Origin of the sequence: Pseudoalteromonas sp. TAB23 (genome assembly GCF_000498075.1) — a bacterium.
GTDB lineage: Bacteria > Pseudomonadota > Gammaproteobacteria > Enterobacterales > Alteromonadaceae > Pseudoalteromonas > Pseudoalteromonas arctica.
This window is the reverse complement of record NZ_AUTP01000087.1, coordinates 1-15,180: the sequence shown is the minus strand read 5'-3', so window position 1 is coordinate 15,180 and position 15,180 is coordinate 1. Positions and strand designations below refer to the sequence as shown.

General features: G+C 35.9%; 12 protein-coding genes and 2 pseudogenes. 8 read left to right on the top strand and 6 right to left on the bottom strand.

Going from position 1 to position 15,180, the window contains the following annotated elements; translation table 11 throughout:
- The 8 genes and pseudogenes from L654_RS0102030 to L654_RS0101995 all read left to right on the top strand — a co-directional run.
- Positions 1-252, top strand: a pseudogene (locus tag L654_RS0102030) (hypothetical protein); the annotation flags it as partial.
- A 6-nt stretch (positions 253-258) separates the two neighbouring features.
- A complete protein-coding gene (locus L654_RS0102025) occupies positions 259-1,557 on the top strand; it encodes an ATPase, T2SS/T4P/T4SS family (protein ID WP_024607103.1) in 1,299 nt (432 codons plus the stop codon).
- Positions 1,550-2,425 carry a type II secretion system F family protein gene (locus L654_RS0102020; protein WP_024589373.1) on the top strand — a complete coding sequence of 292 codons (876 nt, stop codon included), beginning with the start codon at positions 1,550-1,552 and terminating at the stop codon, positions 2,423-2,425. Before L654_RS0102025 ends, L654_RS0102020 begins: the two co-directional genes overlap by 8 nt.
- Positions 2,422-3,237 carry a secretion system protein gene (locus L654_RS0102015; RefSeq protein WP_024589372.1) on the top strand — a complete coding sequence of 272 codons (816 nt, stop codon included), beginning with the start codon at positions 2,422-2,424 and terminating at the stop codon, positions 3,235-3,237. Before L654_RS0102020 ends, L654_RS0102015 begins: the two co-directional genes overlap by 4 nt.
- 9 nt (positions 3,238-3,246) lie before the next feature.
- A complete protein-coding gene (locus tag L654_RS0102010) occupies positions 3,247-4,413 on the top strand; it encodes a hypothetical protein (protein ID WP_024589371.1) in 1,167 nt (388 codons plus the stop codon).
- Positions 4,410-7,289: a hybrid sensor histidine kinase/response regulator gene (locus L654_RS0102005; protein ID WP_024607102.1), complete on the top strand. Its 2,880-nt coding sequence runs from the start codon at positions 4,410-4,412 to the stop codon at positions 7,287-7,289. The genes L654_RS0102010 and L654_RS0102005 overlap by 4 nt, the downstream gene beginning before the upstream one ends.
- Positions 7,290-7,326: 37 nt before the next feature.
- Positions 7,327-7,752 (top strand): response regulator, encoded by a 426-nt coding sequence (locus tag L654_RS0102000; protein WP_024589369.1) that lies wholly within the window; start codon positions 7,327-7,329, stop codon positions 7,750-7,752.
- Positions 7,753-8,212: 460 nt separating this feature from the next.
- Complete coding sequence (locus L654_RS0101995) at positions 8,213-9,037, top strand: alpha/beta hydrolase (RefSeq protein ID WP_024607101.1); 825 nt, start codon at positions 8,213-8,215, stop codon at positions 9,035-9,037.
- A gap of 420 nt (positions 9,038-9,457) precedes the next feature.
- Here L654_RS0101995 and L654_RS0101990 read toward each other — a convergent pair whose 3' ends face one another.
- The 6 genes and pseudogenes from L654_RS0101990 to L654_RS01000000125350 form a co-directional block, all read right to left on the bottom strand.
- Entirely contained in the window at positions 9,458-10,417 is a 960-nt protein-coding gene (locus L654_RS0101990) for a sugar-binding transcriptional regulator (protein ID WP_024607100.1), read from the bottom strand.
- Positions 10,418-10,665: 248 nt separating this feature from the next.
- Complete coding sequence (locus L654_RS0101985) at positions 10,666-11,667, bottom strand: ABC transporter ATP-binding protein (protein ID WP_007377154.1); 1,002 nt, start codon at positions 11,665-11,667, stop codon at positions 10,666-10,668.
- Positions 11,668-11,677: 10 nt separating this feature from the next.
- Positions 11,678-12,508 (bottom strand): carbohydrate ABC transporter permease, encoded by an 831-nt coding sequence (locus tag L654_RS0101980; protein WP_024607099.1) that lies wholly within the window; start codon positions 12,506-12,508, stop codon positions 11,678-11,680.
- 2 nt (positions 12,509-12,510) lie between these two features.
- The gene (locus L654_RS0101975; protein WP_024607098.1) at positions 12,511-13,383 is read right to left on the bottom strand and encodes a sugar ABC transporter permease; all 873 of its coding nucleotides are present in this window, start codon (positions 13,381-13,383) and stop codon (positions 12,511-12,513) included.
- A 146-nt stretch (positions 13,384-13,529) separates the two neighbouring features.
- On the bottom strand, positions 13,530-14,834 hold the full coding sequence (locus L654_RS0101970) for a sugar ABC transporter substrate-binding protein (RefSeq protein WP_024607097.1): 1,305 nt from the start codon (positions 14,832-14,834) through the stop codon (positions 13,530-13,532).
- 152 nt (positions 14,835-14,986) lie between these two features.
- Positions 14,987-15,180: pseudogene (locus tag L654_RS01000000125350) on the bottom strand (hypothetical protein); the annotation flags it as partial.

Sequence of the window (15,180 nt, the reverse complement as noted above, 5' to 3'; positions counted from 1 at the left end):
AGTGGCGTAATGGATAATTTAGCTAAAGAGTCTAACTCCGCTGCGGGCGGTGTTTCATTAGTCCTTGCGGTACTTCCAAAAGATGTTTATTCGTTGGCGGGTATAGATAACGCCGACAAAGTTTCAATTATTGTGCATAGCGCTTATGACATTGAACAAGGTCGTTTGCAAAACTTTTCACGCTTACAAACCAGTCGCACAATCGAAGTGGTTAAAGGCGTTAAAAATGAAGCTGTATATGTAGCTAAGTGAGTTTTTATGTTTAATTTATCAAGCAAACATGAAGAAGTTCAAACCAGTTTAAGTACCTTTGAAGAGCTTAAAAAGCTATTGCACGATGCCGTTATCGAAGAGTACGAACAAGAACCAACCGCGCTTTTATCAAGTAATGTTCTCGAAAAAATCTCTGCATTGTGCAGTGAAATTCCACAATTTAATCAATCTTCATTTAATCAATACCAACAAGAGCAGGTTGTTCAGGCTGTATTTGATGAAATTCAGGGTCTGGGTCCTATTGCACAGTTTATGCTGGACGATCAGGTTAGTGATATTTTAATAAACGACACGCAAGATATATGGATTGATAAACAAGGCAAACTACTTTGCACTGCCAGTAAGTTTGATGACGAACGCCATTTACGCCGATTTGTTGATCGCTTACTTGATGGCTGTGGTCGACAAGTCAATGCGCTTATGCCAATTGTTGATGGCAAACTAAAAGATGGTAGCCGTGTTCATATTATTGTACCGCCTGCGTGTACCAGCGCCGCGATTGTATCGATTCGTAAGTTTAATCATAAAAAAATAAACGATGACTTTTTAGTTAATAATCATTTTTTAGATAAAAACATCTTATTGTTTTTAAAAAGTGCAGTTAAAACAGGCGTTAATATTTTAGTGTGTGGCAATGCGGGGGCTGGTAAAACGTCATTATTAAACGTACTTGCCAACTCAATTAATCCAAATGAACGTGTTGTAACCATTGAAGAAAGCGCTGAGCTTAATTTGCATCACAACCATGTTGTGCAATTGGAAGCCCACGACACAAACAGCGATGGTAAAGGTGCAGTAAGCCTAAGAGATTTAGTAAAAGCAGCCCTTAGAATGCGCGCAGATAGAATACTTGTTGGAGAGGTACGCTCTGGCGAAGTAATCGATATGCTCCAAGCAATGAACTGTGGTCACCAAGGTTCGATGACGACCATACATGCTAACAGCGCAAATGATGCCGTTATTCGTTTATCTACCTTAGTGCAATTACACAATGCACAACTGAGCGATACCCATACAAGTTCGCTAATCGCGTCGAGTATTCAACTTATAGTGCATGTTTCTCGCTCAACTAATGGCACCCGAACTCTAAAAAGTATTGGTGAAATTAAGCGTGTTAATGGCGGCGCACATTTTAGCCCGCTATATAGTATTAACGAAGCAGAGCCTGTACAAAGTGAGTTAATAAATACCTCGAGTGTTATTGAGTTTATGAAAGGCCAAGGGGCAAATGCACAAGAATTAAAAGCATTACTGCACAATAACCCGGAGGCTAACAATGACTAAACTTGATTATTTATTAGCTATAGCGGCGGTTATAACCTTTGTACTTGCAACTAGTGTGTTGGTTTCTTTGTATGCTAAAAATAAAAGCAGCCAAGGCACTAAAAAAGTAGATATTTTAGAAGAAAAAGACGTCCTTACTTTGTCACTACGAGTGCTAGGCTTAAACATAAGTAACGCCTGGTTTATAAGCATGGCGTGCTCGCTCTCTAGTAGCTCATGGTTTTTAGCTAAATTATATTACCCAGAGGCATCAACCAGCGCGTTTATTATTTCAATCGTGGTTTTTGTAACCTGTTTTATAACTGTGATTGACTTGGCTCATTATAAATTAGCAAAATTTGAGCATCATTTTTTAGAATTTATTGAAACCGTACAATCGTGTTTAAGCACAGGGTTATCGCTACAGCAATCAATGCAGTTTGCTGATGAACATGCAGACCCATATATAAAAAAACAAAGCACCTTACTAATACAACGCATGAGCATGGGTAGTGATGCCGAAACGTCGTTTGCCCCTTTAATTGAAAGATACAACTGCGAAACCGTAAGATTGTTTGCTCATAGCATCATTACACATACACAAAGCCAGTGTGATTTAACCGATATGCTAAAAAGCGTATGCAACATGATGTCGCTTCGGACCCTCGACCGCCAACAGCTAAAAGCTAAGCTTTCGGGTACTAAGTACGCTGCTGTATTTAGTGGTTTTTTACCTTACGCACTAATTCCTTTATTTAGCTATACCGATCCAACCTGGTTTGAACCATTATTAAACGATCCTAATGGGATTGCATTTATAACGGTTGCGCTTCTTTGTCAGCTATTTGGTTTTTTATGGCTACGCCTTAGCTTAAGGGTAACATTATGATTGATATACTTTTACTTATCGGACTTTTAGTAAGTATGGGCTCATTTATCCATATTCATAGGCAATCTCTTAAAGTCGAATTAGATAAACCCGATACTAAAAACATTAATTGGTATCCGCTAATCATCATCTCTAAACGTCAACTAAGACAAGCAGGGATTCAAATTAATAAAATATTAATAAGCCTGTACTGCTTCAAAGTGGCTGCTACTTTTAGTGCATTTACGGTTATAGAACTAACAGGTTATGAGCTGAGCCAATCGATTAAATTATTACTGTGTTTTATGTGTTTTTTTGCACCCGAATGCTGGTTTTTATTACGTAAAAATCAACGTAAAACCGTTATAAATAATAGCTTAGAGTTTTTTTTACGGGTGTTACTGGTTTACATGCGCGCTGGATTTTCACTAGAGCGCTCATTTGCACTGGCGGTTGATCATGGATTAAGTCAAAAACACCCATTATACAAAGAGCTAAAGTTATTTTTATTCGAACTAAGCGCAGGTAAAGATCGTGAATTTGCATTTAATTCACTTTTTGAACGAACTGGCGTATTAGGAATTAAAAAACTCGCCAACTTAATGTTAATAGGGTCAAAACTTGGTACGCCACTTATCCAAGCAGTAGAGGCTCAACTTGAAGGCCTAGCTCTAAAAAAGAACATTTTACTCGCTAAAAAAGTAAACAAAAAAGCGATGCACACAACCTTTCCCATTATCTTAATTTGTTTTCCGATGTTTTTGGTATTGGTGTTTTTTCCCGCAGCATTACAAGTAATGAACGTACTTAAAATGCTTGTAGAAGTGTTATAGGAGCCTGATATGAAAAAGCATTATCAACAAGGGTACATACTTACTATTGAGCTTATATTAATTATAACTATTTTAATTATTGGCTCAATTGGTGGGGTGATTTTAGTAAGGGATGCCCTTATTAAGCGCCACCAAACTAAGGTAGATAATCAAATTACTGTAGTTGATGCTAATAATAGACCACTCGGTATTGCAGTAAGTTTTGATGAGCATCAAGCACCACTCATTTTTTATACAGACCGTGGAGCAAACAACACGTACAGGGCATTAATAGGCATAAGAGATGATAGGTTTACCTCGCGAGAAGCTGTTTATTACGATGCTCCAAATTGCCAAGGTAACCCGTGTTTAAAGGGCTTAAGCGATGAAGCAACCGACAGCCAAGGTGTCAGCAAGTTAAATAATACCGGTAATGTAAGTTATATAAATGCGCTGCAGCAAGGTCCAAATTATGCAATAGGGCAGTTAGGTAACACCGTTATTGGTCAGTTATTAAAAAGTACGCCACAACAATGCCCTGCTAATAGTGAACAAATTCTATCTCGTTATGTATCGCAAAAAGTAGTAACAGGCTCACCTTGTGAAAGCTTTGAAATAGATAAACAACCGGCCGACAGCAGTTGTTTAGTTGGAGTAACAGCTTTAGGAAATCCACTTTTAGGTACAAGCGATCAAGGTTTATCGCAATCGTGTGATACATGCCAAACAGGGTACGAATCGCAAGGTGACATACTTGATTTATATTTACCTCAGGTAGAACCGCTTTTAAATACAGCCCTTAATGCGCTTTCATTAGTAGGTATAGGCACAAACGTTGATATAGAGCTTGGTACAATATGCTGCCCAGAAGGTACACGCTTAGAAGAAGATGAAAACATTGTAGAGACACTCGTCTTCACTATTTTACAAACTACATTTGAGCTGGTCGGGATCGATTTAGTAAATAACCTTATCATTAGTGAAACACTGAGCTTAATAGGAATTGAGCCAGGCATTACATATTGCAAAACATCACTTAATTTAGTTAATGCAGAACAAGTAATTAATATCACCACAGGCGAACCTGCACTTAGTAGCTTAACACCACCATTTAAAGTTTTACTGCCCGTACATAGCGGCCAAAACAGTACAACGTGGATACATACTCCCCCAAAAGGGGAAGGAGAACGTCAATGAACGCCTCAAATATATTTACCTCACATGCTAATTTAGCAGATACACCAACTGATGAAATATCAACAGAAATTAAAGAAACGCTAACGCTACTAAAACAGTTTTATGACGTTGCAATTGTTAAATTTATCGATTTTAGAGAAGTTTATTCAGAGCAGTTAATAACCTGCAGCGATAAAGAAAGCGTCGAAAATGAGTTATTAAGCTATCAAAAACGCTGCACACAAGAAAAACTATATTTATTTGAAGATACTTTTTTTGATGATGTATCAAACAACACTCACAAATTAATTCGTTTTTATGCACAATATCCAATTTATAGTGTCACTAATAAATTGATAGGCGTAGTGCTGATGGCCGATTTAGCACCTAAAACATTAATAGGTTCACAAAAAGATCAGTTTATTTCATTTGCTCAATTATTGCAGACACAGTTAAATAAAAATTCAGATTCAGTAAGTAATCAAAGTACTAATCCTGAGAAAAAGAATTATGGGGAAAAGTATATTCATGTATTTAGTTTAGCGCCCGTCGCATTCTTAATTGCATTAGTATTATGCTCATTCACTGCATTACTTCTTTATACTATAGAAAAAAAGGAGCTGCAAAGTAATTACAATGAACAAACTCAGCAATTACGTAAAACGTTATTTAATGCTTTAGAGCGATTTGATAATCAAGGATTATATATATCGCAAAAAGATTTAGTTATCGCAGGTTTTTTACAAAGCCAAAATAGCTATACAAAAGAACAACTTAATAATTTAGTGCAGAGTCAGGTTTCACAAAGTTTAACTTATAAAGGGTATGTTGTGTTTGATTCTGAGTATAACCAGCTTGCACTTTGGTCAAAAAATAATTTTGATTTAGCCGCGTATGGGTTTACAAACTGGTTAGAAAAATTCAATAAAAGAGCGAACAAACAAGCAGTAGAAGTATTTACGGTTGCTGATACGGCTTTCTTAATTTCTGAAATAAAAATAAAACAAGGCTCTATTTATACACTTACAGCATTTGATTTAAGTAAGTTTTTAAAAGCCGTTATTGGCAAATTAAACACTGAAAATTATAACGTTTTTATAGCAACACCACAGTTTACTTTAGGAAAACAAGGAGAAGTAAACCCGAGTATAATTAAAAATAGTATTAGCGCTTTAAGCAGTCGTTTTCCACCTACTTGGCGCTTGCATGTGCAACCAATGAATAAAATAGTACGACCACAAATAACTAAATACAGTTTAATTAGATTAGGACTGATCGCCTTTTGTGTATTCGCGTTTGTGTATTATTTTTTACGTTTGCCAAGGCGTTTACACAGTGAAATAAAACAAAAAAATCAGTTAATACTCAATAGAGAGGAGCTTTTTTCAATTTCTCTGGATGCACTGCCGCATGGGTTTGCTATTTTTAATAGCCACGAATTTCCTGTGATTACCAACAATGCTTTTAATCTTTTATTTGCACAGGTGAATAAACAAAACAGTCAGCTATCGTATAGCCAGCTGATAAGTATTGCGCAGCAGCATAATATTATAAATCATTACCATGAACATCATAAGCTTGATGATGATCGTAACCAATTAATAGATATAGGTTTTACAGACGGGAAGTGGATAACTGTATTACAAAGACATACAGATTTTAATGGTTTTGTTTGCTACTTTAGAGATGATACAGAGGCACATCAAAAAGAATGTTTACTCGCTGATGTTCTCGAAAAATCAAAACAGACAAATCAATTAAAAGAAAAATTTGTTACAAGGCTTAGCCGTCAGTTGAAAACGCCTTTATCATCTTTAAAGTCATTAATTGAAATATCTAAAGATCCAATAAGCTTTAACGAATTTAAAAACAATGTGGGGAATATTTCTGATGTGTGCGACCAGCTTGAAAGTGTGATTCAACAGCTCGTAAATATAAATAAATCAGAGATAGGTAAGTTAAAGCTTCAGGCCAAAAACGTAAACCTAAATCAAATGATCAATAATAATATATCGATTTTAGCTAAAGAGGCTGAAAATAAAAGAATCGTTCTTAAAAATAATATTACGCCTGAATTAACTGTCGCAAGCGATGAAAAGTTAATTTCTCAATTGGTTATTCAGTTAGTGACTGAGGTTTTGGATTCATCAAATAATACAACGCTTTCAATTAACGCTCAGATTAAAAATGAAAGTAAACGTAATTACTTACACCTCGATTTTTCATTAAGTAATTTGATCGACAGTAGTAACTTTATAACTGAGCTTAAAAGTATATCGGGTGATGATATAACGCGCTTTATAGATGATAAAGACGTGTCATTAGAGTTAAAGTTTTTTATTTCAATATTTAAGATGTTAGGTGGTAAAGCGATAACTATAAGTAGTAACGCGAATAAATCAACGATATCACTTTCTATGTTGGTAAACATAGCAACCAAACAAGGTAAAGGCAACGAGCAAGAAGTACCAAGTAGCTCATTAACAAATACTGATTTAGTAAAAGCTAGTTTAGTAACTAACAAACACCAAAACACGCTATTACTGGTTGATGACGATCCTCTTGTTGAGATTGTAATTAGAGCAATGCTAAAAAATGAAAATATTAAAATAGATTACGCGCGCAGTGCAATAGAAGCAATGTTGATGGTATCGCAAAACAGTTACGACATTATTTTAATGGACATAGTAATGCCAGAATTGTCGGGAACTGACGCGATGTTAAAAATTAAAAAACACAGTGACAATTTGAAAACTAAAATAATTGCGCATACATCGACACCCGATACAGATTCAAAATACGTTAACCAGGGCTTTGATGACATGCTATTAAAACCAGTAAAACAAGGTGTATTAATAAACCAAATAACACGCATTTTAAAAGATAAGTCGTTATAAGTTAGCGTATATTACTGGAACAGTAATGAGGTAAAAAATGAAAAACACTATTGAAAATATGACTGAAGTTATCGAGTTTAAAGTAACGCCAATAAATAAAACTAAACGACTGCTTTTAGTAGATGATGACTTGCTAATAGAAATAGTAATTAGGAAAATGCTTAACGAAGAAAATATTTTAATAGATTTTGCATCAAGTGCTATAGAGGCACTACTTATGGTTTCTCAAAATATTTACGATATTATTTTAATGGATATAGTAATGCCGCAATTTACAGGTACCGACGCAATGCTAAAAATAAGAAAGCATGCTGACGCATCAGCAACAAAAATTATCGCTCATACATTTAGTGAAAACGAAAATAGTGATAACAAGTATGTGAAGCTTGGGTTTAACGGTCTGTTATTGAAGCCAGTTAAGCAAAGTGTATTAATAGAAAATATTAGATCTTTCTTGGAATGATAAATAGAAACAGTAGGGCGGTTAACTATTTTTTATTTATAGCTTACTAAAAAATTAAATTATAACTTTTGAAAGCACTAATATTTATTAGTGCTTTTGTGTATATGAACCTTTAATTTATTTAAATTTGTAAAAGTCCTTTAATAAGAATAATTACTTCAAATTATTCCTTCAAAGTATTACAAACTTCGCTTTTGTAATTGTTGCATGTATACGAGTCATCGTTTCACACTTCTTAAAGCGGTTTGATAAACACAATTGTTAAACGCTGTAATATTATAAAGTCAGTAAATTTATTTAGCCTAGAGCCCACGTATCGCAAGGGTTTAACTTTTAAAACATTAAGATTTTTTAATAACTAATAAATACTCATCTTGGGACGGAATTTGCTTTATAAGGTTATATTCCAATTTTATAGTTCACGAAATATTATAATTTTTAAAGTTAAAGAGGCAAAATTATGAACAAGACACAGTACGTTACAGTAGAAGGTTATCAAATTGCTTATCAAGAAATGGGACAAGGAACACCTTTATTATTGATACACGGAATACCAACCAATAAATTTTTATGGCGAAATGTGATGCCAAAACTTGCATCAAAATATCGAGTAATAGCGCCTGATTTACTAAACTTTGGTGAATCTGATATGCCAATTAACACCGATGTATCTATAAATGCGCAATGTAGAATAATGTGTAAGTTTATGGAAGAACTCGGTATTTCTAAAGTTAATATTGCTGCACATGATATTGGTGGTGGTGTTGCTCAATTAATGGCTGTAAATCATCCGGATAAAGTAAACGGGTTGGTTTTAATTGATAGTGTATGTTTTGATTCTTGGCCAATACCAGAATTTGAACCTTTGCTAGAACCAGGTGTAGAAGAAAAAACAACTGTAGCCGAATTTGCTGATACATTAAGAGATTTCATGCCCAAAGGCGTTTACGACTCGAGCGTAATGACTGAAGAGTTGATGAAAATATACTTAGCACCATGGAGTAATGAAAAAGGAAAAGCCGCTTTATTTAGTAACATGCGCAGGCTTAATAAAGAATATACCGAAGCTATTACAGGCGATCTTAAAAGCTTACCTCATGAAACACTCATAATATGGGGTAAAGAAGACAAATTTCAAAAGCCAAAGTATGCGCCAATGTTAGAAGAAGCAATTCCAAATTCATCATTGATTTGGATAGATAAAGCCGCTCATTGGGTTATTGATGAACATCCAGATAAAGTGTCTGAGCTTATTAGTGAATTTATGAATGATAAAACATTCTAGTGAATTACTAGGTTTATTAAAAAGCTATTTGTTTCAATACGTTAAGTTTGATTGGGTAAAGTAGCGAATAGGCAATCATTGTAATACCGCTTGATTATATTAATAACCAAGCGGTATTTTTATATGTTCAAGAAGCTAATACCGTAAATGGGTAAGGCACTAACTATTAAGATAAGTAGGTTAATGCTTATTAAATAGTCAAAATATCGCGTTTATACGTTAATTAATGAAGGTGAGTAACTTGGTTATGTATTTATTTATGCTATTTAACATAATATAAATTATAGGTAGTTAATGTGTGTATAGAAAGAGCGCTTAAAAGCACCCTCACTATGTCCAATACTAGACGATATCGGACATTAAGTGGTTTTATTACAATAACAGGTATTACTAATACAGATACTTTATTTATCAATTTGTTTAATCAATACTTAATAAACGCTCAGCTGTATATTCGTTAGTAATTAATCCACTGATCATGTTTGACCTTACTGCGCCCAAAATGGCTAACACTTTTTCTTCACCAGCAGCTATCGCATAAATCTGTTTGTTAGCATTTGTTTTTAATGGCGTACTTGCTACACGCTGATTAACTGTACAATCTAAAAGCTTACCGTTTTTATCAAACACCCAACTAATCATTTCACCAACGGCACCAAGATCTTGTAACTCTTTAAGTTCTTGCGCATCAATAAAACCATCTATATGTAATGGCGACTTTTCACCTAAGCTACCAATACCCACAAATGTTACATCGGCATCTTTAGCGAGTTTTAAATTACCGGTAATATTTTGTTGTGCATGTAACTGTTCTTTTTCTTCAATACTTCTTGGTAAAACTGGCAATGGCATTGGGTAATGTTTTGCATTGGTGTGTTCGGCCATTCTTACTACAACATCATAAGGTGAAGCCGATCCATCCAAAGCCATATTACCTAGCATTGCTACAATTTTATGTTGCGGACAATCAACAGTTCTTAGCTCATCTACACATGAACGTAAAACTCGACCGGTTCCCATAGCAAGTACTTTGGGTTGTTCTGATTTTAAATGACGTTCTATTTCAGCCGCGCCAGCTTGAGCCAAACCAAGCGTAGACGATGGTTCAGACGGATCGCTCGGTACAACTTCACACGAATCTAACCCAAAACGGCTTTTTAATTTTTCGGCCAAGTCCATACATTTAGCAATCGGGTGGTCAAGTCTAACTTTAATTAGACCTTGCCTCACAGATAATGCGACCATTCTTTGTGCAGATTGACGAGATATATTTAGCTTTTTAGCAATTTCATCTTGTGTGTTACCGCCAACATAATATAACCACCCTGCTCTGGCTGCATCATCTAGCTTTCTAATTTCTGTATTTGATAGCTTTACCACGTAAACCTCTTAAAATAGAAGGAAAACTAAATCCTTATTTTCATTACATAATTTTAATTATATGTGCTGCTATATAAATTATTTTATTAATTTTGGAATATCTATTTATCAATAACGTTTTTGTTATTTATAATTGTAAATATACCATTCCTTAATAAAAAATACCTAGGTTTCATAGGATTATGTAATTAGAATTTAGTTAATAGCACCTTTATAAAGGTGCTATTTAAGGTAATTAAAAATTGGCTTTAGCGAATAGTTAAACCGTTATTATCAAACTTTAATACTTTATCTGCCGGTGCGCTTAGGTAAATACTGTCGCCATATTTTAATGGGCAATCACCATCCGCTTTTACTGTTACGGTACCTTTGCCTTCAATATTTATATGTAAAAAGCTCTCCGATCCTAAATGCTCAATTACACCTACAGTTCCAGCCCAAGTACCTTGCTCAGTAGAGAGTGTTATATGCTCTGGTCGTATACCAATACAGCTAACATTCGCATCTTCATTTTGTGGAGCATCTATAAAATTCATTTTTGGCGAACCTATAAAACCAGCTACAAATTTGTTTACAGGGTTTTTATAAAGCTCTAAAGGTGTGCCTACTTGTTCAATAATACCGGCATTAAATACCGCGATTCTATCTGCCATTGTCATGGCTTCAACCTGATCGTGTGTAACATAAATCATTGTTGTAGCTAAACTTTTATGTAATTCAGATATTTCTAAACGCATATTTACACGTAGTGACGCATCAAGATTTGAAAGTGGTTCGTCAAATAAAAATGCCGAAGGCTGACGTACAATTGCGCGCCCTATCGCTACACGCTGGCGCTGACCGCCCGACAATTGCCCAGGCTTTCGGTCTAAATAATCGGTCAAATTAAGTATTTTAGCGGCATTAGCAATTTTACTTTCGATTTCTGCAGGGCTAACCTTGGCTCTTTTTAAAGGAAAAGCAATATTGTTACGCACTGTCATATGCGGATATAACGCATAGGATTGAAACACCATTGCTAAGCCTCTTTTTGCAGGCGGTGTTTTTGTAGCGTCAATGCCGTCAATTTCTATATTACCACTGGTGGTATCTTCAAGACCTGCGATCATACGTAATAATGTAGATTTACCACAGCCCGACGGACCGACAAAAACGATGAACTCACCGTCTTTAATTTCTAAGTCGAGCGGTTTAATTACGTTTACTTCATCAAAGTTTTTAGTGACTTGTTTTAGTGTGATGCTGCCCATGTGTATTCTCCTATTTTACTGCGCCGAAACTTAATCCACGCACTAATTGTTTTTGACTAAACCAACCAAGTATTAAAATTGGCACAATGGCCATGGCAGATGCTGCCGATAACTTAGCGTAAAATAACCCCTCAGGGCTTGAGTAACTGGCAATAAATGCCGTTAAAGGTGCAGCATTTGCAGCGGTTAAAATAAGTGTCCAAAACGCTTCGTTCCACGATAAAATAACATTTAGCAATAACGTTGAGGCTATACCAGGTAAGGCTATTGGCAATAAAACATGAAATATTTCTTCACCAATTGTTGCACCATCCATACGAGAAGCTTCAAGTATTTCGTTTGGTATTTCTCTAAAGTAGGTGTAAAGCATCCATACCATTATTGGTAAATTAATTAGTGTCATTACAATTACTAAACCTAACTTTGTATCAAGTAACGTAAAGTCACGAAACAATAAATAAATAGGAATAAGTACGCCTACTGGCGGTAACATTTTGGTTGAAAGCATCCACATTAATAAGTGCTTTGTTTTTTTAGTTTGTACAAAAGCCATAGACCATGCAGCAGGTACCGCAATTAATAACCCCAGTAAACTTGAACCTAGCGATATAACCACAGAGTTCCAAAAATGGGTAAAGTAAGGCGAACGTGAAAGTACATCGCGGTAGTTTTCGAGTGTCCAATCGAATGCATATAAGCTTGGGCTTGCCGATATTGCTTCAGCTTCCGTTTTAAAGCTGGTGATTAACGTCCATAAAATTGGAAAGAAAATCATGCCGCTTATTGTCCATGCAGCAATGGTATAAATTAGTTTGGAACGACGGCTATCTTTTATAGTCATAATTAACCCTCCAAGTTTTTGCCAATTAAGCGCATTAAAAATATAGCGACTATATTTGCAATAATAACTGCAACTATGCCCCCTGCCGAACCGCCGCCTACATCAAACTGAAGTAGCGATTGCGTGTAAATTAAGTACGTTATATTGGTTGACGAATAACCAGGACCGCCACTAGTTGTGACTAATATTTCAGCAAAAATTGACAGTAAAAATATAGTTTCGATTAATATAACCGCAGTTACAGCGCGCGATAAGTGCGGTAAAACGATGTGAAAAAACTTACTAAATGGGCCAGCTCCGTCCAAATCAGCCGCTTCTAATTGCTCACGGTCGAGTGATTGTATTGCTGTTAGCAGTATTAAAGCTGCAAACGGTAACCACTGCCAAGACACAATTATGATGATTGAAAATAACGGCATTTGAGCAAAAAAGTCGATAGGTTCAAAGCCAAGCCAAATCGCGAAATGTGCAAATAAGCCATTAACTGGGTTCATTAACATGTTTTTCCATACCAATGCCGACACAGTTGGCATTACAAAAAATGGGGCTAGTACCATAATGCGAACGTAATTTCGTCCCCATATTGCTTGATCTAGTAAAATAGCTAAGCCAATACCACCACAAATAGTGATAAGTAAAACCCCAGTTACTAGGTAAAGCGTGTTAAAAAATGATTCAAAAAAAGCCGGATCAGTTAGGAAAAATTCATAGTTTAAAAAGCCTACAAACTCTTTATCCCCTGGAACGAGTAAGTTGTAATCAATAAATGAAAAATACAGTGTCATACACAGCGGAACTATCATCCAAGCAAGTAATAAAATTACACTAGGAAGAAGCATAAACCGAGCAAGCGTGCGCGAGTTAGTTGTTGCCATAAAGGTGACCTTAAAAAAGCCAATTCTATTTACTTGTTAACTATCAAGTGAAAATCAGAAACCCTTGATAGCGTTTATAACTAACAAGTAAACAGAATTGACATAAAATATTGGGTAAGTTTGAGTACTTACCCGCCCATTACATGCTATTTTGGATAGCGAGCTTTACGCATTGTTCGCTCAACAAGGTGCTGAGACGTACTAAGCGCTTGCTTAACGGTCATTTGGCCAGTTAATGCTGCTGAAAATTGTTGCCCAACAGCTGTACCAATTCCTTGAAACTCAGGAATAGCAACAAACTGAATACCTACATAAGGCACCGGTTTAACGGTTGGATTTTTAGGATCTGCAGATTGAATAGAATCTAAGGTAATTTGTGCAAACGGTGCTGCGTCCATGTACTTTTGATTACTGTAAAGTGATTTACGTGTACCTGGCGGTACTTTTGCCCAACCTTTTTTGTCGGCTACAAGTTGAGTGTATTCTTTAGATGTTGCCCAGCTAATAAATTTCATTGCGGCATCTGGTTTTTTGCTGCTTGCCGGCACGGCTAAAGTCCAAGACCATAACCAGTTACCGCGTTTACCTAGACCGTTATCTGGCGCAAGTGCAAACCCTACTTTATCGGCAACTTCTGAGTCTTTTTTGTTGGTAACAAATGCGCCTGCAACGGTTGCATCAATCCAAATACCACATTTTCCGGTTTGAAAGAGTGCAAGGTTTTCGTTAAAACCGTTTGCAGATGAACCAGCAGGACCAGATTCTTTCATCACATCTACATAATACTGAAGGGTATTTTCCCACTCTGGGGTATTAAACTGTGGCTTCCAGTTTTCATCAAACCAACGAGCACCAAACGAATTAGCCATTGATGTAATAAGCGCAACGTTTTCGCCCCAACCTGCTTTACCACGTAGACAAAGGCCATAAACACCTTCTTTTTTATTGGTCATCGCTTTAGCAGCTTTGCGTATAAAGTCCCATGTTGGGGCTTTAGGCATTGTCAGCCCCGCTTTTTCCATTAAATCAGTGCGGTACATAACCATTGAACTTTCACCATAAAATGGTGCAGCATAAAGCTTGTCGTTAATCGTTAAACCACTTCGAATTGCTGGGATTAAATCGTCTAAATCGTAGTTTTCACCTAAATTATCTAACTCTTTTAACCAATTTTGTTTGCCCCAAATTGGTACTTCATAAGTACCTATGGTCATAACATCGTATTGTCCGCCTTTTGTTGCTACATCGGTAGTGACACGTTGGCGAAGAATGTTTTCCTCTAGAGTGACCCATTTTAGATCTATATCAGGATTATGGCTGGTAAAGTCACTACTTAATTCTTTCATGGTGATCATGTCACCGTTGTTAACAGTCGCTATTGTAATTGTTTCTTTTGCCGCAGCGCCCATGCTTATAAAGCCACACGCGAGCATAATTAATTTATTTTTCATCGGGTATTCCCCATACACGTTATGTTTTAATAAGTGCTATTAAATTTCAATCTATTGCCAATTCTATTTATGGCAGTTTTAACGCATAAAACTGCCCGCAAAGTGCCTTTTTAGGTCCTTTGTATAAATAGTTAGACTAATTGGATAATGACTTAAAATTTAACAGATATTTCAGAAGTGAAGCCGTCAAATCCTTTACCGATTTGGCCGCCCGAATTAACACCTTCTTCTTGGTTAACATACTCAACTTTTAAAAGCGTTTTATCGTTAAACCAGTAACCTGCGGCTACTTGAATACGCTCTACTGTGTTGTCTGTTTGTTCAATTAAGTCGGAAGTGTTTTCGG

Excerpts from the sequence above, each read along its gene's own strand:
- L654_RS0102025 (WP_024607103.1), top strand. The coding sequence starts at position 259 with ATGTTTAATTTATCAAGCAAACATGAAGAAGTTCAAACCAGTTTAAGT.
- L654_RS0102020 (WP_024589373.1), top strand. The coding sequence starts at position 1,550 with ATGACTAAACTTGATTATTTATTAGCTATAGCGGCGGTTATAACCTTT.
- L654_RS0102015 (WP_024589372.1), top strand. The coding sequence starts at position 2,422 with ATGATTGATATACTTTTACTTATCGGACTTTTAGTAAGTATGGGCTCA.
- L654_RS0102010 (WP_024589371.1), top strand. The coding sequence starts at position 3,247 with ATGAAAAAGCATTATCAACAAGGGTACATACTTACTATTGAGCTTATA.
- L654_RS0102005 (WP_024607102.1), top strand. The coding sequence starts at position 4,410 with ATGAACGCCTCAAATATATTTACCTCACATGCTAATTTAGCAGATACA.
- L654_RS0102000 (WP_024589369.1), top strand. The coding sequence starts at position 7,327 with ATGAAAAACACTATTGAAAATATGACTGAAGTTATCGAGTTTAAAGTA.
- L654_RS0101995 (WP_024607101.1), top strand. The coding sequence starts at position 8,213 with ATGAACAAGACACAGTACGTTACAGTAGAAGGTTATCAAATTGCTTAT.
- L654_RS0101985 (WP_007377154.1), bottom strand. The coding sequence starts at position 11,667 with ATGGGCAGCATCACACTAAAACAAGTCACTAAAAACTTTGATGAAGTA.
- L654_RS0101980 (WP_024607099.1), bottom strand. The coding sequence starts at position 12,508 with ATGACTATAAAAGATAGCCGTCGTTCCAAACTAATTTATACCATTGCT.
- L654_RS0101975 (WP_024607098.1), bottom strand. The coding sequence starts at position 13,383 with ATGGCAACAACTAACTCGCGCACGCTTGCTCGGTTTATGCTTCTTCCT.
- L654_RS0101970 (WP_024607097.1), bottom strand. The coding sequence starts at position 14,834 with ATGAAAAATAAATTAATTATGCTCGCGTGTGGCTTTATAAGCATGGGC.